This window comes from Bradyrhizobium sp. SZCCHNRI1029 (assembly GCF_032487555.1).
Taxonomy (GTDB): Bacteria; Pseudomonadota; Alphaproteobacteria; order Rhizobiales; family Xanthobacteraceae; genus Bradyrhizobium.
In genome coordinates, this window is record NZ_JAUEUK010000002.1 from 323,997 (window position 1) to 347,699 (window position 23,703).

The window sequence follows — 23,703 nt, forward strand, 5'->3', positions numbered from 1 at the left end:
CATGATGACCATCACCCGCAAGATCCGCTCCGCCATCCACCACCGCATCGTCGAGGCCAACGGCTTCGTCTTCATCGGCGGCACCATCGCCGACGATACCTCGGTGTCGATGGGCGACCAGACCCGCAACATCCTCGACAAGATCGACGGCTTCCTGAAGGAAGCTGGCACCGACAGGTCGCGCGTCGTCTCCGGCCAGATCTTCGTCACCGACCTGTCGAAGAAGAAGGAGATGGATGCGGCCTGGACTGCGTTCTTCGGCGACGACCTGCCGGTTCGCGCCACGGTCGGCGTCTCCGATCTCGGCGGCGGCGCGCTGATCGAGATCGTGGTCACGGCCGTCAAGGGTTGAGCATCGCGCCGCATCGAGCGGTCAATCGATCACGTGCGGGGCTCGCTCCGCGCGTGATTTGCTTTTCGGTCCAATTCGATCGAACATGAGCCTGTCCGTCCACCGCACGCGCCGAAAGCCGACATCATGAATGAAGAGCGTAGCCTGCCGCGTCCATCTGCTGGCCTGAAGGCAGTGTTCGCTCACATCGAGAATCAAAAGCAGGATTTCCTGGCCCGCGTGATGGACTATGTCCGGCATCCCTCGATCAGCGCTCATAACATCGGCATCACCGAGGTCGCCGCACTGCTGGTCGCCATGCTGCAGGAGATGGGCCTCGACGCCGAGACGATCGCGACCGCCGGGCATCCGATGGTGCTCGGACGCTGGCAGAAGAAGCCGGGCGCACCTACCGTGCTGCTCTACGGGCACTACGACGTGCAGCCGCCGGATCCGTTGGAGCTGTGGCTGAGTCCGCCGTTCGAGCCGACCATCCGCGATGGCCGCATCTATGCCCGCGGCATCGGCGACAACAAGGGGCAGCATTTCGCGCAGCTCATGGCGATCGAATCCCATCTCCGAGTGCATGGCGAGCTGCCCTGCAATGTGATCTTTCTGCTCGAAGGCGAGGAGGAGATCGGCAGCCCGCGCATCGCCGATTTCGTCGCTGAGCATCGCGATGAACTGAAAGCCGATTTCGTCGTCACCGCGGACGGGCCGATGCACCCCTCGGGGCGGCCGACCATGACCTATGGCGTGCGCGGCATGTGCTCGTTCGAGCTGCGCGCGAAGCACGCCAGCCGCGACGTGCATTCTGGCAACCTCGGCGGCATCGTGCCGAATCCGATCTGGACGTTGGTCCACCTGCTCGGGACGATGAAGAATGCCGCGGGCGAGATCACCATCGAGGGGCTGCATGATGCGATCGTGCCGCCGAGCGAGCTGGACATTGCTGCCGTGAAGCGCCTGCCGCTGGACCTCGATGCCGCCAAGGCGAGCCTCGGTCTCAGCCATCTCGATGCGCCGCCCGACCGCGGCTACTACGAACGCCTGATGTTCCATCCGACGCTGACCATCAACGGCTTGCACGGCGGTTATGGCGGACCGGGCAGCAAGACCGTGCTGCCCTGCGAGGCCTTCGCCAAATGCGACATCCGCCTGGTCGAGGCGATGACGCCGGACGACGTGTTGGCGAAGGTGGAGGCGCATGTGAAGCGCCATGCGCCGGAGGTGGAGTTCATCCGGCGCGGCGGCATGCTGCCGTCGCGCGTGCCGCTCGATTCGCCCTTTGGCGCGATCGTGCGCGATGCCATCGCGCTCGCGCATGGCCTTACACCGCTCGAATTCCCGTGCACCGGCGGCAGTCTGCCGGACTACGTCTTCACCAAGATCCTCGGCATTCCCGCCTTCGTCGTTCCCTATGCGAATGCCGACGAGGCCAATCACGCGCCCAACGAGAACATGACGATCGACTGCTTCTACAATGGCATCCGCACCGGTGCGGCGCTGCTCGACCGCGTCGGCGCGCGCGTGCGCTGATGCCGGCGGAACGGCCATCACGATTCCGCGTGCAGTGCGGGAGGCGTCATCGAGCAGCCACGAACGGATGGCAAGCACACGGTCGTCCGCCGCCTTGCGGGTGAATCGGCCGCACGCGGCGAGATCGCGCATGGATTAACGCAGTTGATATCGCCTAGTCTCGGAAGGGATTAGTAATCGCCGCTTCAGGGCTCGGAGCTGCCACATGCACGACCCCGTTGACCAGCCGAGTGATTCGGCAAGTTCCGCTTTCCCTTGCGCGCGCGATCAGCGCAGCGCTCCGGAACACCCCGCCGCGGTTCCTGTGATCCAGCTCGACCACGCGCCAGCAATCGAGCCTGCGCCCAATGTCGATGAGGCTGCACAAAGCCCTGGCGCTCTCGGTCGGAAACGGTCCGATGGCGCGCATCTTGTCATACCGACCATGTGGCGCTGAGAAGGTCTCGCTCTTGGCGGCGAGCGAACATGCGATGTTCGGCGACGAGTTCCTGAAGAACACCTTCGCCAACAACATTCGAGACTTTTGAGATCGCCACCTGCAAGCGGCGGCTCGCATTGTGCCATGCCACCGGTGTCGAGGAGGGTCCGCGCGCCGCTCGATCAGTCGTTGCAGGAGGAGGACCGATGGCAGGGTGGGTCGACTCCAATGCCGAGAAGGTCACGGAATTTGTTGGGTATGAGGAGCGTCAGGCGGCGTAACCTGGCGGTATCTCGGTCGGGATATGGAACCCGTCAGCGCGATGACAACCTCCGGTATCATCCGGATACCCACGACTCTCCTGATCTAGTAAGTAAAAACTAGCCCTTCTTGGGGCGTTTCCTCCCTGGACTTGGGCCGCCTGCACTTCGTGTGTCGGCGGCCTCTTTCTTTCAGGGGGGAGGGTGGGGTGGTGCTCTGGCCCGGCAACCGACCCCATGGGCGTTCGGTCCAGTCGCGCTCCTCCAAGCCGGTGATATCCCCGCGACAGTGTGAGATCGAGATCGCCCCACGCCGCGTCGCCGACCGGGCGCGCGTGCGACCGGAGCCTCAGCGCCGCGCGTGCTGCCAGCGCAGCAGCCGGCTCTCGGCCGCGGCCATCGCGAGCGCGGTCGTGTAGCCGATGATTCCGAGCAGCATCACGCCGGCAAACAGATCCGCCGAGCGGAACGAGCGCGCCGACAGCAGCACCCATTGGCCGAGGCCGTCGAGGCCGGCGAGCATCTCGCAGACGACGGCGAGGATCAGCGCGACCGTGAGGCTCAGCCGCATGCCGGCGAGGATGTCGGGTGCCGCCGATGGCAGCGCGATCTTGAAGATCACGGCGAGCCGCGACATGTGCAGCACCCGCGCCACTTCATAGAGTCGCGGCTCGACCGCGGCGAAGCCGTGGATCGTCCCGAGCAGCAGCGGCCACAGCGAGCCGAACGCGATCACGAACAGCGCCATGCCCTGGCTCAGTCCAAGAACGGCGATGGCGACAGGAATGATCGCTGAGACCGGCAGCGGCCGCAGCAGCTCCAGGGTCGGTGCGACGTAGATGCGCATCGCCTTCGAGGAGCCGATCATGGCGCCGAGCGCGATGCCGGCGGCGGAGGCGAGCAGCCAGCCATAGGCCATATGCGTGAGGGTGCCCGTGAGCTTGGTCAGGAGATCGCCGCTGGTGAAGCCGCGCAGCAGCGCCGCCCAGGCGCGGTCGGGGCTGGGAAGAAACACCGGTGATATCAGCCGCTGACCGGCGGCGAACTGCCACAGCACGATGATGCCGGCGGCGACGGCGAAGCTGGCGAGGCGCCAGGCGGCGACCGACCACTTCATGCGGGGTCTCCCATCGCGGCCGCGCGCCCGAACAAGCTCTGTTGTGCAGCGATCAGCGCGGTATTGAGCGCAAATCCGGTCACGCCGATCCATACCAGATAGGCCAGCATCAGATCGGGCCGCAACGCCTGCTGCGCGGTCATGATGGCGGCGCCGAGGCCGAGCGGGTTGATCGCGATCTCCACCGTGACCGCGACGATCAGCGCGATGCCGGCGGCGAGCCGGAACGCCAGAAAGATGCGGGGCAGGGCGGCGGGGATGACGATCTTCCTGATGCGATCGCGCTGCGTCAGCCGCAGCACGCGCGCCACCTCGATCAGCCGCGGCTCGATGCCGCCCACCGCGGCACGCGTCACGATCAGCACCGGCCAGACGCAGGCAAAGGCGACGATCGCGATCTCCATGCGATAGCCGAAGCCGAGCGCGATCAGCGCGATCGGCAGCAGCGCCACTGAAGGAATGGGCCTGATCGCCTCGATCGTGACCTCCATCAGCCGGTTGAAGATAGGCGACAGGCCGAGCGCGATGCCCAGCACGAGGCCGATGGTGCCGCCGAGCGCGAGGCCGGCGAACACCGAGGCGAGCGTGTCGCGCGTCGCCGCCAGCAGCGAGCCGTCGGTCAGCGCGCCCAGCAAGGCGAGCGCGATCGCGCTCGGCGGCGCCAGCGAGTCGCTCTGCACGCCGGCGAGCCGCATCCAGGCTTCGAACACGAGCAGTGCCGCGAACGGCAGCAGGACGGGCTTGATGCGATCCGGCATCGTCATTCGCTCGCCTTGATGAAGTCGAACAACTCGCGCCGCAGCCGCAGGAACTCCGGATGCTCGCGCGTCGCCAACTGGTCGCGCGGCCGCGGCAGGCCGATCTTCAATTCCAAGCCGACGCGGCCGGGATGCGGCAGCAGGCCGACCACGCGGTCGCCGAGATAGATCGCCTCCTCGAGATCATGCGTGACGAACACGACGGTGGCGCCGGTCGCCGCCACCAGCGCCAGCATCTCGTCCTGCAGTCCCTGGCGCGTCATCGCGTCCAGCGCGCCGAACGGCTCATCCATCAGCAGCACCTTCGGATCCTGCGCGAGGCAGCGCGCGATCTGCAGCCGCTGCTGCATGCCGCCCGACATCTCGGTCGGATATTTGGCCGCATGGCCGGCGAGCCCGACCTTGGCGAGCAACTCGGCGATGCGCGCCTCGCGCTGTGCGGAGGGCATTCCGATCGTCTCCAAGGCCAGCGAGATGTTGCCGGCGGCGGTGCGCCACGGCAGCAGCGCCTTGCCATAGTCCTGGAACACGACGGCGATCTCGCGCCGCGGCGCGCGCATCGCCTCGCCCTCGAAGCGCACCGTGCCGCCGCTCGGCTGATAGAGGCCGGCGGCGAGCCGCAGCGCCGTGGTCTTGCCGCAGCCGGAGGCGCCGACCACGCACAGGATCTCGCCAGCTGCGACCTCCAGGCTGATCGTGTCGATGATCGTCTTGCCGCCGAGCACCAGCGCGACATCGTCGAAGGCGATCTGCGCGCGCGCAGGCGAGGGAGATGATTGCACCAATGCGAGGGCAGGCTCTGCCATCTCAGGCTCCCTTCGGATGCGGATAGACGATATCGACGGTCGAGCGCAGATGTGCCTCAAGCCGCGCTTGGGCCGCGGCGGCATTGCGCGCGAGCACGAGGTCGGCGAGCGTCTCGTGCTCCTTGATGAAGCCGCTGCCGTCCTCGAAGCTGCGCATCATGACGCGGCGGTAGCGATAGGCCTGGTCGTAGAGATCCGAATGAGCGGCGAGCAGGCGCCGTGATCCGCAGGCCGCCAGCAGCGCGGTGTGAAACGCCTTGTGCAAGCGATCGAACTCCGGCGCGCCTTCGCGGAACTCGCTCTGCATGCGCTGGATGTAGCGGCGCATCTGATGGAGCGCGGCGATGATGCCGGCCTCCCATTGGTCGTCGCCGCTCTGCATCGCCAGCCGCAGCGCCTCTTCTTCCACGACAGTGCGCATGCGCGTGATGTCGACGAGATCGTCGCGGCTGACCTCGGCGACGCGAAAACCGCGCTGGCCGATGCCGACGATCAGGCCGCGCGACACCAGCCGCGACAGCCCCTCGCGCAGCGGCGTCGGCCCGATCTCGTAGCGCTTGGCAAGCTCGACGATCCCCAGACGCGAGCCGGGGGCCAGAATGCCGGCGACGATGTCGCGCTCGATCAGCGCGGCGGCGCGCTCGCTGAGCGTGTCGCCGCTCGTCGGCTCGGTCTGCAGGATCGGGTTCGTTGCCGTCATCAGTTGAGGATCAATGTCTTGAGGTCGAGCTTGGTCTGCAGCATCTTCTGCGCCGACATCACGTCGATCCACCACGCCAGCTGCTCGGGCTTCAGCACCGGCTCGGCGTAGTTCGGCGCCGTCAGCTTGACCAGCTCCAGCGGTTGCTTGGTGAATTTGGCGATGGCGGCCGAGGCCTTCTCACGATCATTGTTCACGATTGGGGCGGCCTCCGCGATGGCGGCGCGGAATTTCTTCACCGTCTCCGGGTTCTTCTCGGCCCATTCGCGCGAGGCCGCATAGAAGATGATCGGCTCGGTGCGGGCGAGTTCGGCGGCGTAGCGCGCGCCGACCGTGCCGAGGCTGGCATTGGTCATGCGCGTCACGAACGGTTCGGCCGTCAGCACCGCATCGACGCCGCCCGACTTGATGGTGTCGGCCATGGTCGGAAACGTCACCTCGACGAAGTTGACGCTTCGTGGATCGACGCCCTTCTCGACCAGCCATTTCACGAACAGCACGTGCAGGAAGGCGCCGATGCCGGGGGCGCCGACCTTCTTGCCCTTGAAGTCCTGCGGCCCAGTGATGGTGATGCCGTTGCGCACGAAGGCGGCGACCGCATCGTTCGAGGTCTTGTTCATGATCGAGGCGCCGGAGACCGCGACGAGGTCGAGCCCACCGTCGGCGGCCTGTAGGAACACGGTCGATGTCGGCCCGCCGATCTGGATCGAGTTGGAGAGGATGGCGGCGGGGATGTTCGAGTTGATCCCGATCAGCACCATCTCTGCGTCGAGCCCGTGCTTCTTGAAGAGACCCTCATCGACCGCGACCATCGCCGAGGCGCAGTCCGAGGTGGCGGTGCAGCCGATCTGGATCTTCTCCGCGCGTGTCGCAGATGTGAGCACAAGCGTGGCCAGCACCGATCCGAGCGCAGCACTGATGATCCGATGACGCATCCTTGACTCCTCCCCGGGCGCCCGTCTCTCGGACGCCTCTTGTTTATCGATATTTTATATGTTTGTATATTTTTAGACAGAACACAAGGGGAGGCCAGCGTGAAACTTGCGACATTTCGGGCGGAAGGCGGGGAGCGGATCGGCGTCGTCCATGGCGGCGATTCCAAGCTTTTCGACCTCGCCGCGGCCGCCGACCGCGCTGGCAAGAGCAATCCGGCGTTCGGCTCGATGCTGTCGTTGATCGATGCCGGCGAAGCCGCGCTCGACGCAGCACGCGCGCTGGTCGAGCGCCATGGCAGCGACGAAAGCCTCTCGCGCGACGTCGGCGGCACCGAGCTGCTGGCCCCGGTGCCGGAGCCGCGGCAGATGCGCGACGGCATGTCGTTTCCGCTGCACATCCTGCAGGCGCCGCGCGGCCAGCGAAAGCTCGCGGCGCGGCAGCGCGGCGACGCGCAGGAGCTCGCGCGCATCGATGCCGAGCCGCTCGGCGAATTGCCCGAGGTCTATCGCAAGGTCCCGATCTTCTACATCACCAACCGCTTCAGCGTGCGTGGCCCGAACACGACGGTGAAATGGCCGCGCTACAGCAAGGTGATGGACTATGAGCTGGAGTTCGGCATCATCACCAGGGGCAAAGGCAAGGATATTCCGGCCGCGAAGGCGCGCGATCACATCTTCGGCTTCACGATCTTCAACGACTTCTCCGCGCGCGACACGCAGCGCATCGAGATGGACGGCCGGCTCGGCCCCTCCAAAGGCAAGAGCTTTGACGGCGGCAACGTGATGGGGCCGTGGATCGTGACCCCGGACGAGATCTGCGACCCCTATCGCCTGAAGATGGAGGCGCGGGTCAACGGCGAGGTCCGCTCGCGTGGCGTCAGCGAGGGCATGCTGTTTTCGTTCGAGGAGCTGATCGCCTATATCAGCAAGGACGAGACCCTGATGCCCGGCGAGTTCATCGGCTCGGGCACCGTCGGCAACGGCTGCGGTCTCGAGCTCGGCTGGTATCTCGAGCATGGCGACGTGATCGAGCTCGAGGTCGAGAAGATCGGCATCCTGAAGAACAAGGTCGAGCGGCAGGACGTCTGATCCTGCTGCCGACGACAACAACCAATAACGACAAAGCGAGAGGACCGCCCATGGCCCGCAGACTGATCGACATCTCCGTGCCCTTGCAGAACGACGTGCCCGCCGATCCGCCCGGCAATCATCCGACCATCACCTATATCGACCATCAGCAGGGCCTGCCGCGCATGCTGCAGTTCTTCGACGGGCTGAAAGCCGAGGATCTGCCGGACGGGCAGGGCTGGGCGGTCGAGCAGGTGAATCTTTCGACCCACAACGGCACGCATCTCGATGCGCCCTGGCATTTTCATCCGACGATGAATCGTGGCGAGCGCGCCTGGACCATCGACGAGGTGCCGCTGGAGTGGTGTCTGCAGCCGGGCGTGAAGCTCGACTTCCGTCGTTTCCCGGACGGCTATGTGGTGACCGCGAGGGATGTCGAGGATGAGCTCAAGCGCATCGGCCACACGCTGTCGCCGCTCGAGATCGTCGTGGTCAATACCTCGGCCGGCGCGCGCTTCGGCCAGGCCAACTACGTCAATTCCGGCTGCGGCATGGGCTATGAGGCGACGATGTATCTGCTCGAACGCGGCGTGCGCCTGACCGGCACCGACGGCTGGAGCTGGGACGCGCCGTTCGTGTTCACCGCGCAGAGATACGCCGAGACCCACGATGCCGCGCTGATCTGGGAAGGCCACAAGGCCGGACGCCACATCGGCTATTGCCACCTGGAGAAGCTGCACAATCTGGAGCAACTGCCGTCGACGGGGTTCATGGTGTCGTGTTTCCCGGTCAAGATTGAGCGCGCCTCGGCCGGATGGACGCGGGCGGTGGCGATCATCGAGGGGTGAGGCGGCTAATCTCCGATTGAAGTCACGACATGGGTTTTGGCGCGTTTGATCTCGCGTCATTCCGGGGCGGCGCGCGCCAGCGCGACGAGCCCGGAATCCATCGAGCCGCGCGACGTGCTGAAGGATGGATTCCGGGTTCGCGCTGCGCGCGCCCCGGAATGACCGAGGAGAGCACTCGGCAAAGCCAAAGAGGGAGCTCGTCGCGCGCCGTGGTGACAGTTGCGAGCCGACCTTGACTGCAAAATCAGGCCGCTCTCTCTCAGCTCGCTTTAGCAACTACACGCCAGCATGACCTCGTTCCGCCGCAGCACCGGCAGGGTCCAGGGCGGATTGTAGAACGCGAGCAGCGGCGATCCGGCGACGGTCAGCCCCTTGCGCTGTGCGTAGTCGCGCAGTGCGCGGGTCTTTTCGGCGACGATGCCGTCGGAGGTGGAGCCTGAGAAGGTGAGTGCGACCATGCGCTGAGCCGGGACGGCCGTCAGCTTGATCCGCGCGTCTTCCGGTGGAGGCAGCTTCTGCAGCGTCCAGCTCGACGGCATCACGAAGCTGACGCTCCAGCGATCGCTGGCGGTCTCGTCGCCCGCCGTCGGCAGCGCGGTCGCCTGCTGCTGCACCGGTGCCGTCATCGCAATCTTGGCTTTCGCACGGTTAGCGCCGAAAATGTAGCCGGCGATGATGCGAAAGCCTTCCTCGATCGCCGGCTTGCGCGCGCCCTGCACCTCGGCCTGCGCGATGATCATCGGTGCATAGGCGCGGATTTCGAAGTCGCCATCGCGCGAAACGACGTCGTATCTGGGATGTTCGACCCGGCTCATAAGCGGCCCTGCGGCAATGGCGGCGCCGGCGAGGACAAGCACGGTGGCGCCTGCGAGCCAGAGCAGCATGCGGCGTCTCCTCGGTGGTGTCGGCTCGGTCATGGCGGTTGCGCCGTCAGGTTTGAATAACGAGGAAACGCCAGCGAAGGTCCGGCAGATCACGTGCCGGGTGCCCGCCTGCGGTCGTCCTTCGCGACGCCTGACTGTAGCGTAGCCCGGGTGAGCGCAGCGATGTCCTGGATCGCACGAGGCGTAGGGGACCCCCAGGATGTCGCTGCGCTCATCCGGGCTACGCGCGTGCCGATGGCGGTGCGTGCCCGTCGGGCGACTCGGGCTCGGGCGCGACAAGATGCGCCGTCCCGCAACCCCTCTCATGATCCAGATCGTGCCTGCGCCGAAAACGAAAATTCCGCAGCGCGCTCAGCGCGATCACCTCTGTCCAGATCTCGGCGCAAAAATTTCCCACTTTCGTTTTATCGGAAAAGATGCTCTCATCCCTCCATCCCGCCTCATGCAGAGGGGCGTACGCGTCGTCACGATACGTTGAGGCGGGGAGCGGTGGCCGCGGGTCTGTCAGGCGCTTTTGCGCAAGACGACTGTCAGCTCGCGGACGTTCAAGCCGTGTGGTCCTGGCGCCCCGATGCTGGCGCCAAGCCTGATGCCGACCTGACGGGTTGCGCAGGTGACGGGGGCAAACAAGCCGGTCCCCGGGGAGAGCTCGGAGCAGACGTTCACCCATCGCGCAGGGAAGGCCGGGTCTGTCCGGCTGAACCTGTGGTTCCTGCCGCCTGCATTTTTTCCGCAGGCGGGCCACGGGCCTCAGTCGAGGTCCGGCCTCCCCTGCGCCCTCGCGTTTCCGGCGAGGGTCTCGAGCATCGCTTCGGGCGCGTGTTGCGCTGCGAGGGCGACGGCGCGTGCGCGCATGGTGGCGCTGGCATACTGGATATGCTTATCAGTTGAGCGGGGCGCCGATGCTGGCGCGCCACCACCAACAAATCAGCCGGCCGCAACGGCTGATCCAGGAGGAACCCCATGGCAGACACCTCACGCCGCGATCTCCTCGTCGCCGGCAGCGCCGCGGCAGCGGCTGCGATCATGACGGACACCTACCCTGCCGCGGCACAGGCCGGGCCGAAGCCGATCTTCGCCGTGCCGGCGACCACCATTCCGATCGCCGGCGAGCAGGGCGTGTTCCCCGTCCGCCGCATCTACTGCATCGGCCGCAACTACGCGGCGCATGCCATCGAGCGCGGCTCCGATCCGAACCGCGAGCCGCCGTTCTTCTTCCAGAAGCCGACCGACGCGATCCAGAACGTCGCGATCGGCGAGGTCGCCGATCATCCTTATCCGTCGCTGACCAAGAACTATCATCACGAGGTCGAACTGGTCGCGGCGCTGAAATCCGGCGGCACCAACATTCCCGCCGAGTCCGCGCTCGATCATGTCTATGGCTACGCGCTCGGCCTCGACATGACCCGCCGTGACCTGCAGAACGGCATGGCCGCCGAGAAGAAGCCATGGGAGATCGGCAAGAGTTTTGATCATGCCGCCGTGCTCGGCCCGATCCATCCGGTGGCGAAGGTCGGCCACTTCACCAAGGGCGCGATCTCACTCGCGGTCAACGGTACGGTCCGGCAGAACTCCGACCTCACCAAGATGATCTGGAGCGTCGCCGAGCAGATCGCGAAACTGTCCGAGGCGTTCGAGCTGAAGGCCGGCGACATCATCTATTCCGGCACGCCGGAGAATGTCGGCCCGGTCGTCAAGGGCGACGTGCTCTTGTGCAAGCTCGAGGGCCTGCCGGACATGTCGATCAAGATCGTCTGAGAGAGGGGCTGGATCACACGTCGTGTGCAGCACGTTGACGCTGCCGATCGGAACGGAATTCGCCGCCGCAATACCGATACGCTCCTTCTCCCCGCGCGCGGGGAGAGGCGAGCAGCGAGCGTCGCTACGCGCGCTATCCAACAAGCGCGGCAGCCCCAGCCATCCCTCCGGATGCTGCGACTGCCGCCGTGGCGCTCGCGGCGCCGCGCCTCTCGTCGCCTGTCGGACGGGAACTATCGTTGTTCCCGCGCAAACAGGCGCTGCCAGCCGTTCGCAAGTTTGTGGCCCGACAAAGAGCCGCCCGGCACCGCCGCCTATCGTTGCCCTGCATCAGCCGAGCGAACGAGGGCAGCCGTGGCCATCACCATCGAGATCGATCACGCCAAGACGCGGCGCATGGCGCAGGGCCAGGGCCCAAGCAGGGGCCAGGGTCAGGCCCGCGGCCCGGCACGTTCGTTGCGCAGCGCTGGCGGCCCGGTGGTTCCGCAGGGCGTCAAGGGGCCAATCCGGCGGCTGAAATGGCTGATTCTCGTTCTGACGCTCGCCGTCTACTACATCACGCCGTTCGTGCGCTGGAACCGCGGGCCGAATGCGCCAGGCCAAGCCGTGCTGCTCGATTTCGCCCACGGAAAGCTCTATCTTGGCCCCGCCGAGATCTGGCCGCAGGATCTCTATCTCATCACCGCGGCGATGCTGCTGGCGACGTTCATCCTCGTCCTGGTCAACGCGCTGGCCGGCCGCCTGTGGTGCGGCTTCGCCTGTCCGCAGACGGTGTGGACCGACCTGTTCCTGCTGGTCGAGCGCCTCGTCGAGGGCGACCGCCGGCAGCGGCTGAAGAACGTCGGCGCGCCGCTGACGGCGCGGCGCATCGCACAGATCGCCACCAAGCACGCGCTGTGGATGGCGATCGCGCTCGGCACCGGCGGCACCTTGATCTTCTACTTCACCGACGCGCCGGGGCTGGTGCGCGACGTACTGCATGGCGAGATGTCGGCGACCGCGCTGACCTGGACCTTGGCGTTCGCCGGCACGACCTATGGCCTCGCCGGTTTCGCGCGCGAGCAGGTCTGCACCTTCATGTGCCCGTGGCCGCGTCTTCAAGGCGCGATCTGGGATCCGGAAGCCTTCACGGTGAACTATCGCGATTATCGCGGCGAGACCCGGATGTCGGCGAAGAAGGCCGCCGAGGCGCGGTCGCAGGGGCTGCCGGCCGGCGATTGCGTCGATTGCGGCGCCTGCGTCGCCGTCTGCCCGATCGGCATCGACATCCGCCAGGGGCCGAGCTTCGCCTGCATCAATTGCGGCCTCTGCGTCGATGCCTGCGACGGCGTGATGGCCAAGCTCGACCGTCCGCGCGGCCTGATCGACTACGAGAGCTGGCGCAACATCGAGCGTGGGCGTGTCGGCGAGCCGCGTGTCTCACGGCTGGTGCGGCCGAAGACGATCGGGCTCGCGCTCGCCTGCGTCGCTGTGGCCGGCGTGATCGCTGTGTCGTTCGTCACGAAGACCACCGCCGTGCTGTCGGTGCAGCATGATCGCGATCCGATGTCGGTGCGGCTGTCGGATGGCTCGGTGCGCAACGGCTACACGGTGAAGCTGCTCAACAAGTCGTCCGCCGTGCAGAGCTTCAGGCTCGGCATCAGCGGCATCGATGCGGCGCTCGCCATCGTCGGCCATGCGGCGGCGGATGCGATCGAGGTCGAGCCGGACGGCTCGGAGGCGCTGCGGGTGACGCTGACCATGCCCGAGTCTGTGGATGCCGATGTCACCTTCCAGGCGGTCGATGCCAACGGCCAGGTCGTGCTGACCGCGCACGACCGCTTCGTGAACCGGTAGAGGAGGGCCTACAGATAGGATTTCGGCAGCAGCATGTGGATGCCCTTGTTGCCGTCGACCAGCTGGGTGACGCGCAGATTGCCGGCCAGCGAGCACAGCATGTAGGCCTGGTTGCGCGACAGGTTGGTGCGGGCGCAGACGTGCTTGACCATCTCGCGCACCGCCTGCTTGGCGGCGTCATCGAGATCCTCGTCGAGGCCGATCGACATCAGGTGGGTGGCGTTCTCGGCGAACGGCCAGGTGATGTCCATGTCCTTGCGCACGGTGAGGCGGAAGGTGCCGGTGACGCCGGTCTCGAGCGCGGTGATGCAAACCTCGCCGTCCGCCGTGATCGGCCGCTATGCCTCGGTGCGTTACGGGCGCTGACTGATCCTGCTTCTTCTGGCGTGGTCATCGGCCGGATCGCTCCGGCCGATGATCTGGTGATTGCTGCAAGCTCACGTCGCGAGCTGATTGCCGATCGGCAATGCGCGCAGGCGCTTGCCGGTGGCGGCAAAGATCGCGTTGGCGAGCGCCGGCGCGAATGGCGGCACGCCCGGCTCGCCGACGCCGCTCGGCGGCGTGTCGGGATCAACGGGCACGATGTGCACGTTGGTGACCAGCGGCGCCTCGTCGATTCGGACCACCGGATGGTCGTCGAAGTTGCGCTGCTGCACCCGGCCGTTCTTGAAGCTGATCTCGCCATATTTGGCGAGGCTCAGCCCCATGATCGCGGCGCCTTCGAGCTGCGAGGCGATGCGCTCGGGGTTGACGAAGGTGCCGCAGTCGATCGCGGTGTCGACCTGATGCACCACGAGCTTGCCCTTGTCGTCGACCGACACCTCCACGATGGTGGCGATGTAGCTGACGAAGCTGCGATGCGCGGCGATGCCGAGGCCGTGGCCCTTGGGCACCGAGCGGCCCCAATTGCCCTTCTCGGCCACGAACTCGACGACGCGGCGCAGCCGGCCGGTGTCGATCGGATAGCTCTCGTAGGGCTCGCCGTAGTTCCAGAGATCCTTCACCGAGGCGAGCTTCAGGGCGCGCGGAGTGCCGATCAGATCGAGCAGCGTGTCCTTCTGGTCGCGGCCGGTCGCGTGCGCGATCTCGCCGACCATCGACTGCACGGCGAAGGCGCGCGGGATGTTGGAGACCGAGCGGAACCAGCCGATGCGGGTCATCGCCTTGGCGGCGGGATTCTCACATTGGATGTTGGCGATCTCGAACGGCATGTCGACGAGGCCCATGCCGAGCTCGAACGGCGCGGCATGATCGGCGCCCGCCGCGAAGGTCGACAGGATGGTTGGCGCGGCGCTGCGGTGGCGCCAGGCCACCACCTTGCCGCTCTTGTCGAGCCCGGCTTCGATGCGCTCCACCGACACGGTGTGCAGGAAATCGTGATGGAGGTCGTCATCGCGCGTCCACTGCACCTTGACCGGTGCGCCCAGCGTCTTCGACAGCAGGGCAGCCTCGAGCGCGAAGTCGCATTTGGACTTCCGCCCGAACCCGCCGCCGAGCAGGGTGACGTTGACGGTCACGTTCTCCGGCGGGATCTGCAGCGTCTTGGCGACATCCTCGTGCGTGCCGCCGGGGCTCTGCACAGGCGCCCAGATCTCGGCCTTGTCGCCCTTGACGTCGGCGACCGCGACCGGCGGCTCCATGCTGGCATGGGCGAAATGCGGCAGATAGTACTCGCCGGTGATCACCTTGTCGGCCGACTTCAGCGCGGCCTCGACGTCGCCTTCCTCGCGTACGACGAGGCCCGGCTGGCGCGCGGCGGCCTCGAGCTCGGCCCGATAGGCGACAGAGTCGTAGCTCGCATTGGCGCCGTCGTCCCACTCGATCTTGAGCACGTCGCGGCCCTTGATCGCGGCGCCGGTGTTGCGCGCGATCACCGCGACGCCGCCAAGCGGCTGGAACTTCGACGGCCAGGGCCAGCCCTTGACCTCGATCACCTGCTCGACGCCGGGCACCTTCAGCGCCTCGGCCGGATCGAACGACTTGACCTTGCCGCCGGTCACCGGCGGCCGGGCGATAACCGCGTATTTCATGCCGGGCAGGCGGACATCGGCGCCGTAGCGCGCCTTGCCGACGGTGATGTCGTGCAGATCGACGATGCTGACCTGACCCTTGCCGAGATAGCGGAAGTCCTTCGGCGATTTCAGCTGCACGGTGTCAACCGCAGGCACCGGCAGACTGGCGGCATCGGCCGCGAGCTCGCCGAAGCCGAGGCGGCGGCCGCTGGCGCTGTGCACGACCTCATGATTGACGGCTTTCACTTCGCTCGGCGGCACGCCGAGGCGCTGGGCCGCCGCGGCTTCGAGCATCGCCCGCGCCATGGCGCCGATCTGTCGCATCGGCAGCAGATAATGCCGCGTGCTGCGCGAACCGTCGGTATCCTGGTTGCCGAACTTCACCTCGTCGCCGGGGGCCTGCACGACGCGCACGCGCGACCAGTCGGCTTCCATCTCCTCCGCCACGATCAGCGGCAGGCTGGTACGCACGCCTGTGCCCATCTCGGAGCGGTGGGCGAGGATCGACACGATGCCGTCGGGGGCGATCGAAACGAAAACCTTGGGATCGACCACGGTGCCGTGCGGCATCTTGCCGGCGCCGGTTTCATAGGCGGCAAACGCCGGGCGCGACAGCAAGGGAGCCGCGAGCACGAACCCGCCGGCGAGGCCCAGCGTCTGCAGGATGGTACGGCGCGAGACGTTCTCGACCTTGAGATGGCGCTCGAAGCCGCGGCGAGAAGCGGACTTTGCGATGTCGGGATTTGCGATGATGTTCATGATCACACCCCCGTCGAGGCCAGATGGACCGCATTCTCGATGCGCTGATAGCAGCCGCAGCGGCAGATGTTGCCGGCCATCGCATCCCTGATCTGGTCATGCGACGGTTTGGGATTCTCGTTCAAGAGTGCGGCTGCTTGCATGATCTGCCCGGCCTGGCAGAAGCCGCATTGCGGCACGTTGACCTGCCGCCATGCCTTCTGCACCGGATGATCTCCGGTCGGATGCAGACCTTCGATGGTGGTGACCTCTCGTCCCGCGACATCCGACACTGCGGTGATGCAGGCGCGCGCCGCTTCCTTGTCGACTATCACGGTGCAGGCGCCGCACAGCGCTGCGCCGCACCCGTATTTCGTTCCGGTCAAACCCAGCTCGTCGCGCAGATACCACAGCAGCGGCAGGCTCGGATCGCCATCCCAGCTCTGCTCCTGTCCGTTGATTTTCACCTTGATCATGTTCGCCCTCGCTCTGTCGGACCAATGGTCGCTGGTTCTGATCGTTGGTGGACGCGCGCGGGACCACATGTCCTTACGTGCACGCGCCGGATCAATTGAGAGTTGTCGGAAGACTACTGATGATAGCAGACCGGGACAGGCATCGGTCTACACAGGCGCGTGTGGTGTCAGAGCAGACGAGCGCTGCGCGTGCAGCCCGCTGCAATGCAAATACGGAACAATGGGCGATGCGCCGACGACAACGGCGGTCGCCTGACCAAAACGGCGACAAAAAAGAATGCCTCGCCGGCGTGGGGCAGGCGAGGCACCAAGTCTTCAGGAAGGAACGCTTCAGTTGGTACGCTAGGTACGTTGCGGCCGTCAGGCCGCCTTTGCTTTCGCCACGTGGGTGGCAATCGCATCCATCAGGGCCGGCGACAGGCAGTCATAGGGCTCGAGCCCCAGCTCCTTCAATCGCGCCCGAATCTCGCCCATCTGTTCCGGCTTCACGCCCGACTCGATCACCGAGGAGACGAAGGCTGCAAAGCCCGGCGCGGCCGAACCCTGCTCCTGGAACAGCTCGGGGTGAATGAAGTCGAGGCCGTAGAACGGGTGGCCCGTGTTCTCGATGCGGCCATACATATGCGTGCCGCAGCCGGTGCAGGCATAGCGCTGGATGACGGCGGAGGGATCGACGATCTTGAGCTTGTCGCCGTTCTCCAGCACCGTGACGTTCTGCCGCGGCACCACCGCAACGACCGAGAAGGTCGCGCCGGAGGGCTTCCAGCATTTGGTGCAGCCGCACGCGTGGTTATGCGCGACATCGCCCTTGATGCCGACCTTGACCGGCCGGTCGTGGCATTTGCAGACCAGCGTGCCGCCGGCGAAATGGCCGCTTCCCTGTTTGACGCCGTTATCGACGGACGGATGGATGTGGACAGTCATGGCGCAATCCTCCTCAGTTTTGCGTGCTTGGGGTCAGAACACGACGACGGAACGGATCGATTTGCCCTCATGCATCAGGTCGAAGCCTTTGTTGATGTCTTCGAGCTTGAGCGTGTGGGTGATCATCGGGTCGATTTCGATCTTCCCGTTCATGTACCAGTCGACGATCTTGGGAACGTCGGTGCGCCCGCGCGCGCCGCCGAACGCCGTGCCCTTCCAGACGCGTCCGGTGACGAGCTGGAATGGGCGGGTCGCGATCTCCTTGCCGGCCTCGGCGACACCGATGATGATCGATTCGCCCCAGCCGCGATGGCAGGCTTCCAGCGCCTGGCGCATCACCGTGGTATTGCCGGTGCAGTCGAAGGTGTAGTCGGCACCGCCGTCGGTGAGCGCGACCAGGTGCTGGACGATGTCGCCGGTCACCTTCTTCGGGTTGACGAAATGGGTCATGCCGAAGCGGCGGCCCCATTCCTCCTTGCCGTCATTGAGGTCAACGCCGATGATCTTGTCGGCCCCCGCCATCCTAGCGCCCTGAATGACATTGAGCCCGATGCCGCCGAGGCCGAACACCACCACGTTCGCGCCGGGCGTGACCTTCGCCGTGTTGACGACCGCGCCGACGCCGGTGGTGACGCCGCAGCCGATATAGCAGCTCTTGTCGAAGGGCGCGTCCTCGCGAATCTTCGCGACTGCGATCTCCGGCAACACGGTGAAGTTGGAGAAGGTCGAGCAGCCCATGTAGTGGTAGATGGTCTGGCCCTTGTAGCTGAAGCGCGACGTACCGTCCGGCATCAGGCCCTTGCCCTGCGTGGCGCGGATCGCGGTGCAGAGATTGGTCTTGCGGCTGAGGCAGCTCTTGCACTGGCGGCATTCCGGTGTGTAGAGCGGAATGACGTGGTCGCCGGGCTTGACCGAGGTCACGCCCGGGCCGACTTCGCGCACGATGCCGGCGCCCTCATGGCCGAGGATCGAGGGGAAGATGCCCTCGCTGTCGAAACCGTCGAGCGTGTAGGCATCGGTGTGGCAGATGCCGGTAGCCTTGATCTCGACCAGCACCTCGCCGGCCTTCGGCCCTTCGAGGTCAACCTCGACGATCTCCAGCGGCTTCTTGGCTTCGAAAGCGACCGCGGCGCGCGTCTTCATGTCTCAAACTCCTGTTTCAGTCTGTCAGGCCCGCGACCCTGTCCAGGAAAACTGGCCAGGCGCGGTCCTCGTCGTCAGTCATTTCTTGCCCATGCAGGAGTTCTCCGCTTCCGTATAGGCTGGCGGCTTGTCCTCATGCTTGGCGGGGCGAACGCGGCCCACCGCATCATCGCCGCGGGCGCGCAGGTAGACGTAGAGATCGTCCATGTAGCAGGCCACGTTCGGATTGTCGCCGAAGGCCGGCATGACGTTCTCCTGGGACGTGCTGACATTCTTGCGGCCGCTGGCAATGGTCCCGATGAAGTCGCCGTAGCTCATGTTCTTGACCGAGTCCTTGAGCGCCGGGGCGTAAGTCGATCCCATGCCGTCGGGGCCATGGCAGACATGGCATTCGGAATGATAGCGGCGGTATCCGGAGTAGGTGTACCAGTCGACCGTTCCGTCGGCGGCCACCTTGTAGGTCGGAATGCCATCCTTATCGAAGTATTTCCCGTCCTCGGACTTGACGGCCGCAGGATCTCCCGGACTTTCCGCCCAGGCATTTTCGGCGACAGTCATCCCGCCGGTTGCCAGGCTCAGAGCCGTGGCGACCGCAAACCAGATTCTACGCAAGGGCGTTTTCCCATAATTTTTAGGAACAGGCGAACCGGCGCATGGACGAGATCCATGCGCCGGAGGCAGGTACCTGGCTTACTGCGGCAGCGAGAACACGGTGAGCGCGCCGCCGAGAGCGGTGTAGTTGCTCAGCGCGGCATAGCCGCCGACGGCACCGAGACCGGCAGTCGGATCGGTCAGACCCGCCGCGAGACCAATGCCGGCCCAGCCACCGACACCCGAGAGGACGGCGACGTACTGCTTGCCGTTCGCCTCGTAGGTCGTGACGTTGCCGATGATGCCGGACGGGGTCTTGAACTTGTAGAGCTCCTTGCCCGTCTTGGCATCGACCGCCTTGAGGTAGCCTTCGAGCGTTCCGTAGAACACCACGCCGCCGGCCGTCGCGAGCGCACCCGACCACACCGAGAACGGCTCCTTGTTCGACCAGGCGATCTTGCCGGTCTTGCCGTCCCAGGCGATGAAGTTGCCCATATGGGTCTCACCCGCCGGCGGATACATCGACAGGGTTGCGCCGACATAGGGCTGACCTGCGGTGTAGCTCACCTTGAAGGGCTCGTAGTCCATGCAGACATGGTTGGTGGGCACGTAGAACAGCTGCGTGTCCGGCGAGTAGGCCGCCGGCTGCTCGTCCTTGGTGCCCAGCGCCGCCGGGCAGATGCCCTTGGTGTTGACGTCCTCACCCTGCTTGTCGGTCGAATACTGATCGACGACCTTGGGACGGCCGTAGGTTGCAGAGTTCTTGTCCATGTCGACGCCGGTGGTCCAGTTCACCTTCGGGTCGAACTTCTCGGCAACGAGCAACTCGCCCGTGGCACGGTCGAGCGTATAGCCGAGGCCGTTACGATCGAAGTGCGTGAGCAGCTTGCGCGGCTGGCCGTTGATGGACTGGTCGGACAGGATCATCTCGTTGACGCCGTCATAGTCCCACTCGTCGTGGGGCGTCATCTGATAGACCCACTTCGCGACGCCGGTGTCGGCATGGCGGGCGAAGATCGTCATCGACCACTTGTTGTCGCCGGGACGCTGCTTCGGATTCCAGGTCGAGGGATTGCCCGACCCGTAATAGACCATGTCGAGCTGCGGATCGTAGGAGATCCAGCCCCAGGTGCAGCCGCCGCCGGTCTTCCACTGATCGCCTTGCCAGGTCTTCAGGCTCGAGTCCTTGCCGACCGGCTTGCCGAGCGCCGTGGTGTTGGCGTCGAACAGGATCTGGTCATCCGGACCTTCGGAGTACGCCTTCCAGACCTGCTTGCCGCTCTTGATATCGTAAGCGGTCATGCTGCACTGGACGCCGAACTCGCCGCCGGACGTGCCGACCAACACCTTGTCCTTCACCACGAGCGGAGCCGAGGTTCCGGTCTGTCCCTTGCTCGGATCGCCATTGACGGCGGTCCAGACGTGCTGGCCGGTCTTGGCGTCGATCGCCACCAGCTTGTCGTCGGCCTGATGCAGGAAGATCTTGCCGTCCCCATAGGCGACGCCGCGGTTGACGGTGTCGCAGCACATCACCGGAATGACGTTCGGATCCTGCTTGGGCTCGTACTTCCAGACGATCTTGTTGTCCTGCGCGAGATCGAGCGCATACACCTTGTTCGGGAACGGCGTATGCACATACATCAAGTTGCCGATGATGAGCGGTCCGCCTTCGTGGCCGCGCAGCACGCCGGTGGAGAAGGTCCACGCGACCTGCAGCTTGCCGACGTTCTGAGCGTTGATCTGATTGAGCTTGGAGTAACGCGTATTGGCGTAGTCTCCCGCCGGCATCACCCAGTCCTTCGGGTTGGCCGACATCTTGACCAGCTCTTCGCTGGCCCACGCGCCACCCGCGGCAAGCGCCGCGACTGACGTCAGACATGTTGCGAGTAGCACTCTTCGCATCGTCTTTCCTCCCGGGTTCAACTGAGGTTCCGCAGCACGCGGCCCAGTATTCGTTTTCGGCATCATTGAATATCCACTTCTCGACCGGGAAACTTGCCCAAAAGAGAAAAGAGCTTGCTCAAGAGTGAAGCGAATAGAAGTTTTTGAAGGAGATTTTGCTTTGCTGGTCCGCAACATGAGCGCCATTCTTGCTGCGGAGCATCAATTTGCAGCACCGCGGTTCCACCGAAGGTTGACGTTTCCCTTGACCTTACAGAGACGAAGGCGGAGGATCATCCGGGGGAAGTTATGGAACGAAGTGCGCCGCGAAAGCCGCGGCCTTAAAATGGGAGCAATCTTGCTACAGTCTCGCTCGCCGTCCGGCGGCGGACCCGTTGCGTTTCGATCATGAATCGGTGGATGAAACATGTCCGACACGATCCGCTCGCTTAATACTTCGGGGTTCTCACCGAAGAGCCAGATCCAGCGTTGGTCAGATGCACTGACCGACCTGTGCGGACGTTTCGATGTCGATCCGCTGGAGGGCGCCTCATTCGAGGGGCGCATCAATTTCACGACGGTGTCGCGCCTGAAGCTCTGCCAGATCGAGGCCAGCCAGCACCGTATTGCGCATACCTATGCGCGTGCGCAAAAGGCCGCACATCCCTACATCAAGATCTTGTTCCAGACCTATGGAACGTCCTATTTCGAGCAGGATGGCCGCCAGATCGAGATCGGCCCGGGCGATTGCCTCGCCTATGACGTCTCGTTACCGCACACCATCATCAGCCCCGCGCTGACCCGCCATGACGTCGTGATCGTGCCCAAGGAGCTACTGCAGGAGCGCGGCTTCCGGTCGGAAAAGATGCCTGCATATAAGCTGTCTGCGCGGAGCGGGACTGGTCGGATTGCGCATGACGTCACCCATGCCGCGTTCGATGAGGCGACCCGGCTTTCGCCCAACTCGGCCGTCAGCGTCGCCGAATCGCTGATTGATCTGTTGCTCTTGCCGCTGCGTGAAGCCGATCGAATGCTGGATCGGGCGGGACCCGAGGCGGTCTATATCCGCGCTCAAGCCTTCATCCGCGAGCATCTGCGCGATCCCGATCTGTGCATCGATCAGATTTCGGCGGCTCTGGGGTGCACCAAGCGCTATCTTCACATGGTGTTCAGCGATCGTGGCATGACGGTCAGCGACTACATTTGGCGGGCCCGGCTTCAGCATTGCCGGCAGGAGCTGGAGACGCAGAGCGGCAAGACCATCACTGATGTCGCGTTCTCGTGGGGTTTTTCGAGTTCGTCGCACTTCAGCCGTGTCTTCCGCAAATATTTCGGCGTCGTGCCGTCGTCGGTTCATAAGACTGCGGCCCGCTGAGCGGTCGTGAGGTAGCCGCGCTAGCGTGCGCCGCTCCGGATGATCCTCTGGAATGCATCACCGAGAATCACCGGCTCGCGCGGTGGAAGATAGGTCAGTCCGGCGGACCGACCGAGATTCGCCAGGGCCCCGGAGGCGTCGAGTTCCGTCAAGGCCTTGTCGACCGATGCGATGAGTTCGGCCGAACTGGTCAGCCCGACATAACCGCGGTTCACGCCGATCGGATAGCTGTAGCCCGACCCGCCGAGCCTGGTGTCGGGATGAGCCGCCCGATACGCATCGAAACGTCTGCCATCGAGCAGGGTCGCGTCGAACTTGCCCTGTTCGAGCGCCCCGAGCAGATCATCCCGCGTGGGAATCAAATGCGTGATGTCGTCGATCAGCCGTCCCTTGTCGAACGTCATCAGGATTGCATCCGCCAACGTGCCGCTCTCGATTGCCAGCCGCAGCCCTGCCAGATCGCCGATGTCGGTAATCGGGCGCTGTTTCGCGGAAGGTCCGAGAACGACGGTCAGTGTTGAGAACATGTACGGCTTGCTCGGCATCAGCGTGCCGAGCGGAACGCGGCGGCGGCGGTCGTCGCGGGTGGCGCCATCGAAGTCCGGCAGCTTGGCCGTCTTGACGCCGGGCGCGACCAATCCGTCCTGGGTGAACGCATAGCTGCCGAGCAGCGAACAGCGTCCGTCCGAGAGCAGTGCGTTCGCCTCCAGCGGTGGACTGGAATCTTCGTCCAATTTGCTTTCGTACCACTGGATCTCGAGCTTTCTGCCAAGGCGGTCGGCGATCGCCTGACCGAGCAGGACGTCGAAACCGTTGCCGGGCTTGCCACGATGATGGACCGAGAGCGGCGGAAGATTTTCGTCAAGGCAGATGCGCAGCACGTCGTCAGCGGCTAAGGCGGCTGACGACACTGTCGAGATCATCAAGGCAGTCAGCCAACGGCAGAGATGGCGCATCACTGCGCTCTCCGGCTCGAGACATAGGCCCACAGCGCGGTGATCTCGTCATCGCTGAGAATGTCGCCCCAGGGCGGCATGCGACCGTTCTTGCCCTGCTTCACCGTGGTGACGAAACGAGGCTGGTCATCGGGAAACCGACGCAGGTCGGGCGTCACCGTGCCGGAGTTCACCATGTTGGGGCCGTGGCAGTGCGAGCACTTCTGAGCGAACGTCGTCTTGCCGAGGTCCACCTGGCTATGTGCGGCGCTGCCATCTTGTTGTTGGGCGAGGGCAGCCGTCGACAGGACGGCCGACATCGCCACGACGGCGGCGAAGGCCGCCGCCGCTTTCATGAACATGTTCTGTC

Annotated in this window: 22 protein-coding genes and 1 pseudogene; 8 read left to right on the plus strand and 15 right to left on the minus strand. The window is 65.1% G+C overall.

Going from position 1 to position 23,703, the window contains the following annotated elements; genetic code table 11:
- Nucleotides 1-4 precede the first annotated feature (4 nt).
- From QW861_RS07115 to QW861_RS07125, 3 genes are all read left to right on the plus strand, one after another.
- Complete coding sequence (locus tag QW861_RS07115; RefSeq protein ID WP_316192870.1) at nt 5-352, plus strand: RidA family protein; 348 nt, start codon at nt 5-7, stop codon at nt 350-352.
- A 126-nt stretch (nt 353-478) separates the two neighbouring features.
- The gene (locus QW861_RS07120) at nt 479-1,870 is read left to right on the plus strand and encodes a M20/M25/M40 family metallo-hydrolase (protein WP_316192871.1); all 1,392 of its coding nucleotides are present in this window, start codon (nt 479-481) and stop codon (nt 1,868-1,870) included.
- A 347-nt stretch (nt 1,871-2,217) separates the two neighbouring features.
- The gene (locus tag QW861_RS07125) at nt 2,218-2,397 is read left to right on the plus strand and encodes a hypothetical protein (RefSeq protein ID WP_316192872.1); all 180 of its coding nucleotides are present in this window, start codon (nt 2,218-2,220) and stop codon (nt 2,395-2,397) included.
- Between the two features lie 500 nt (nt 2,398-2,897).
- Here QW861_RS07125 and QW861_RS07130 read toward each other — a convergent pair whose 3' ends face one another.
- From QW861_RS07130 to QW861_RS07150, 5 genes are read right to left on the minus strand one after another with little or no spacing between them, the layout of a single operon-like run.
- Nucleotides 2,898-3,665: an ABC transporter permease gene (locus QW861_RS07130; protein WP_316192873.1), complete on the minus strand. Its 768-nt coding sequence runs from the start codon at nt 3,663-3,665 to the stop codon at nt 2,898-2,900.
- Entirely contained in the window at nt 3,662-4,429 is a 768-nt protein-coding gene (locus QW861_RS07135) for an ABC transporter permease (protein WP_316192874.1), read from the minus strand. Before QW861_RS07135 ends, QW861_RS07130 begins: the two co-directional genes overlap by 4 nt.
- Nucleotides 4,426-5,229: an ABC transporter ATP-binding protein gene (locus QW861_RS07140; protein WP_316192875.1), complete on the minus strand. Its 804-nt coding sequence runs from the start codon at nt 5,227-5,229 to the stop codon at nt 4,426-4,428. The genes QW861_RS07135 and QW861_RS07140 overlap by 4 nt, the downstream gene beginning before the upstream one ends.
- Nucleotide 5,230: 1 nt before the next feature.
- Nucleotides 5,231-5,929 (minus strand): GntR family transcriptional regulator, encoded by a 699-nt coding sequence (locus tag QW861_RS07145; protein WP_316192876.1) that lies wholly within the window; start codon nt 5,927-5,929, stop codon nt 5,231-5,233.
- Nucleotides 5,929-6,864: an ABC transporter substrate-binding protein gene (locus QW861_RS07150; RefSeq protein WP_315825201.1), complete on the minus strand. Its 936-nt coding sequence runs from the start codon at nt 6,862-6,864 to the stop codon at nt 5,929-5,931. The genes QW861_RS07145 and QW861_RS07150 overlap by 1 nt, the downstream gene beginning before the upstream one ends.
- Nucleotides 6,865-6,963: 99 nt before the next feature.
- On the opposite strand from QW861_RS07150, the gene QW861_RS07155 reads away from it, so the two are divergent.
- Both QW861_RS07155 and QW861_RS07160 read left to right on the plus strand, forming a co-directional pair.
- Nucleotides 6,964-7,953, plus strand: coding sequence for a fumarylacetoacetate hydrolase family protein (locus QW861_RS07155; protein ID WP_316187017.1), 990 nt, complete (start codon nt 6,964-6,966; stop codon nt 7,951-7,953).
- Nucleotides 7,954-8,003: 50 nt separating this feature from the next.
- The gene (locus QW861_RS07160) at nt 8,004-8,780 is read left to right on the plus strand and encodes a cyclase family protein (RefSeq protein ID WP_315713232.1); all 777 of its coding nucleotides are present in this window, start codon (nt 8,004-8,006) and stop codon (nt 8,778-8,780) included.
- Between the two features lie 269 nt (nt 8,781-9,049).
- On the opposite strand, the gene QW861_RS07165 is transcribed toward QW861_RS07160, so the two are convergent.
- Complete coding sequence (locus QW861_RS07165; RefSeq protein WP_316187016.1) at nt 9,050-9,664, minus strand: heme-binding protein; 615 nt, start codon at nt 9,662-9,664, stop codon at nt 9,050-9,052.
- A gap of 963 nt (nt 9,665-10,627) precedes the next feature.
- On the opposite strand from QW861_RS07165, the gene QW861_RS07170 reads away from it, so the two are divergent.
- Both QW861_RS07170 and ccoG read left to right on the plus strand, forming a co-directional pair.
- A complete protein-coding gene (locus tag QW861_RS07170; RefSeq protein ID WP_315752802.1) occupies nt 10,628-11,422 on the plus strand; it encodes a fumarylacetoacetate hydrolase family protein in 795 nt (264 codons plus the stop codon).
- A gap of 354 nt (nt 11,423-11,776) precedes the next feature.
- Nucleotides 11,777-13,258 carry a cytochrome c oxidase accessory protein CcoG gene (ccoG, locus tag QW861_RS07175; protein WP_316192877.1) on the plus strand — a complete coding sequence of 494 codons (1,482 nt, stop codon included), beginning with the start codon at nt 11,777-11,779 and terminating at the stop codon, nt 13,256-13,258.
- Nucleotides 13,259-13,266: 8 nt separating this feature from the next.
- Here the strand turns inward: ccoG and QW861_RS07180 are convergent.
- The 7 genes and pseudogenes from QW861_RS07180 to xoxF5 all read right to left on the minus strand — a co-directional run.
- Nucleotides 13,267-13,590 (minus strand): annotated as a pseudogene (locus QW861_RS07180) (amidase); the annotation flags it as partial.
- Nucleotides 13,591-13,695: 105 nt separating this feature from the next.
- Complete coding sequence (locus QW861_RS07185) at nt 13,696-16,029, minus strand: xanthine dehydrogenase family protein molybdopterin-binding subunit (protein WP_316192878.1); 2,334 nt, start codon at nt 16,027-16,029, stop codon at nt 13,696-13,698.
- A gap of 2 nt (nt 16,030-16,031) precedes the next feature.
- Nucleotides 16,032-16,484 carry a (2Fe-2S)-binding protein gene (locus QW861_RS07190; RefSeq protein ID WP_315741262.1) on the minus strand — a complete coding sequence of 151 codons (453 nt, stop codon included), beginning with the start codon at nt 16,482-16,484 and terminating at the stop codon, nt 16,032-16,034.
- 360 nt (nt 16,485-16,844) lie between these two features.
- Nucleotides 16,845-17,408: an S-(hydroxymethyl)glutathione synthase gene (gene gfa / locus QW861_RS07195; protein ID WP_315713222.1), complete on the minus strand. Its 564-nt coding sequence runs from the start codon at nt 17,406-17,408 to the stop codon at nt 16,845-16,847.
- Nucleotides 17,409-17,441: 33 nt separating this feature from the next.
- Nucleotides 17,442-18,551, minus strand: a complete 1,110-nt coding sequence (locus tag QW861_RS07200; RefSeq protein ID WP_316192879.1) for an S-(hydroxymethyl)glutathione dehydrogenase/class III alcohol dehydrogenase — start codon at nt 18,549-18,551, stop codon at nt 17,442-17,444.
- Between the two features lie 78 nt (nt 18,552-18,629).
- Nucleotides 18,630-19,109 (minus strand): c-type cytochrome, methanol metabolism-related, encoded by a 480-nt coding sequence (locus tag QW861_RS07205; RefSeq protein WP_316192947.1) that lies wholly within the window; start codon nt 19,107-19,109, stop codon nt 18,630-18,632.
- Nucleotides 19,110-19,241: 132 nt separating this feature from the next.
- Nucleotides 19,242-21,044 carry a lanthanide-dependent methanol dehydrogenase XoxF5 gene (gene xoxF5 / locus QW861_RS07210; protein WP_316192880.1) on the minus strand — a complete coding sequence of 601 codons (1,803 nt, stop codon included), beginning with the start codon at nt 21,042-21,044 and terminating at the stop codon, nt 19,242-19,244.
- A gap of 406 nt (nt 21,045-21,450) precedes the next feature.
- Here xoxF5 and QW861_RS07215 point away from each other — a divergent pair, with 406 nt between their 5' ends.
- The gene (locus QW861_RS07215) at nt 21,451-22,398 is read left to right on the plus strand and encodes a helix-turn-helix domain-containing protein (protein ID WP_315713217.1); all 948 of its coding nucleotides are present in this window, start codon (nt 21,451-21,453) and stop codon (nt 22,396-22,398) included.
- Between the two features lie 20 nt (nt 22,399-22,418).
- On the opposite strand, the gene QW861_RS07220 is transcribed toward QW861_RS07215, so the two are convergent.
- Nucleotides 22,419-23,354: a transporter substrate-binding domain-containing protein gene (locus tag QW861_RS07220; RefSeq protein WP_316166045.1), complete on the minus strand. Its 936-nt coding sequence runs from the start codon at nt 23,352-23,354 to the stop codon at nt 22,419-22,421.
- A complete protein-coding gene (locus QW861_RS07225; RefSeq protein WP_315810551.1) occupies nt 23,354-23,695 on the minus strand; it encodes a cytochrome c in 342 nt (113 codons plus the stop codon). Before QW861_RS07225 ends, QW861_RS07220 begins: the two co-directional genes overlap by 1 nt.
- Between the last annotated feature and the right edge of the window lie 8 nt (nt 23,696-23,703).

Excerpts from the sequence above, each read along its gene's own strand:
- QW861_RS07115 (WP_316192870.1), top strand. The coding sequence starts at position 5 with ATGACCATCACCCGCAAGATCCGCTCCGCCATCCACCACCGCATCGTC.
- QW861_RS07215 (WP_315713217.1), top strand. The coding sequence starts at position 21,451 with ATGTCCGACACGATCCGCTCGCTTAATACTTCGGGGTTCTCACCGAAG.
- QW861_RS07185 (WP_316192878.1), bottom strand. The coding sequence starts at position 16,029 with ATGAACATCATCGCAAATCCCGACATCGCAAAGTCCGCTTCTCGCCGC.
- QW861_RS07150 (WP_315825201.1), bottom strand. The coding sequence starts at position 6,864 with ATGCGTCATCGGATCATCAGTGCTGCGCTCGGATCGGTGCTGGCCACG.
- QW861_RS07160 (WP_315713232.1), top strand. The coding sequence starts at position 8,004 with ATGGCCCGCAGACTGATCGACATCTCCGTGCCCTTGCAGAACGACGTG.
- QW861_RS07170 (WP_315752802.1), top strand. The coding sequence starts at position 10,628 with ATGGCAGACACCTCACGCCGCGATCTCCTCGTCGCCGGCAGCGCCGCG.
- QW861_RS07130 (WP_316192873.1), bottom strand. The coding sequence starts at position 3,665 with ATGAAGTGGTCGGTCGCCGCCTGGCGCCTCGCCAGCTTCGCCGTCGCC.
- QW861_RS07205 (WP_316192947.1), bottom strand. The coding sequence starts at position 19,109 with ATGACTGTCGCCGAAAATGCCTGGGCGGAAAGTCCGGGAGATCCTGCG.
- xoxF5 (WP_316192880.1), bottom strand. The coding sequence starts at position 21,044 with ATGCGAAGAGTGCTACTCGCAACATGTCTGACGTCAGTCGCGGCGCTT.
- QW861_RS07135 (WP_316192874.1), bottom strand. The coding sequence starts at position 4,429 with ATGACGATGCCGGATCGCATCAAGCCCGTCCTGCTGCCGTTCGCGGCA.
- QW861_RS07120 (WP_316192871.1), top strand. The coding sequence starts at position 479 with ATGAATGAAGAGCGTAGCCTGCCGCGTCCATCTGCTGGCCTGAAGGCA.
- QW861_RS07190 (WP_315741262.1), bottom strand. The coding sequence starts at position 16,484 with ATGATCAAGGTGAAAATCAACGGACAGGAGCAGAGCTGGGATGGCGAT.
- gfa (WP_315713222.1), bottom strand. The coding sequence starts at position 17,408 with ATGACTGTCCACATCCATCCGTCCGTCGATAACGGCGTCAAACAGGGA.
- QW861_RS07145 (WP_316192876.1), bottom strand. The coding sequence starts at position 5,929 with ATGACGGCAACGAACCCGATCCTGCAGACCGAGCCGACGAGCGGCGAC.
- QW861_RS07220 (WP_316166045.1), bottom strand. The coding sequence starts at position 23,354 with ATGCGCCATCTCTGCCGTTGGCTGACTGCCTTGATGATCTCGACAGTG.
- QW861_RS07165 (WP_316187016.1), bottom strand. The coding sequence starts at position 9,664 with ATGCTGCTCTGGCTCGCAGGCGCCACCGTGCTTGTCCTCGCCGGCGCC.
- QW861_RS07125 (WP_316192872.1), top strand. The coding sequence starts at position 2,218 with ATGTCGATGAGGCTGCACAAAGCCCTGGCGCTCTCGGTCGGAAACGGT.
- QW861_RS07225 (WP_315810551.1), bottom strand. The coding sequence starts at position 23,695 with ATGTTCATGAAAGCGGCGGCGGCCTTCGCCGCCGTCGTGGCGATGTCG.
- QW861_RS07140 (WP_316192875.1), bottom strand. The coding sequence starts at position 5,229 with ATGGCAGAGCCTGCCCTCGCATTGGTGCAATCATCTCCCTCGCCTGCG.
- QW861_RS07200 (WP_316192879.1), bottom strand. The coding sequence starts at position 18,551 with ATGAAGACGCGCGCCGCGGTCGCTTTCGAAGCCAAGAAGCCGCTGGAG.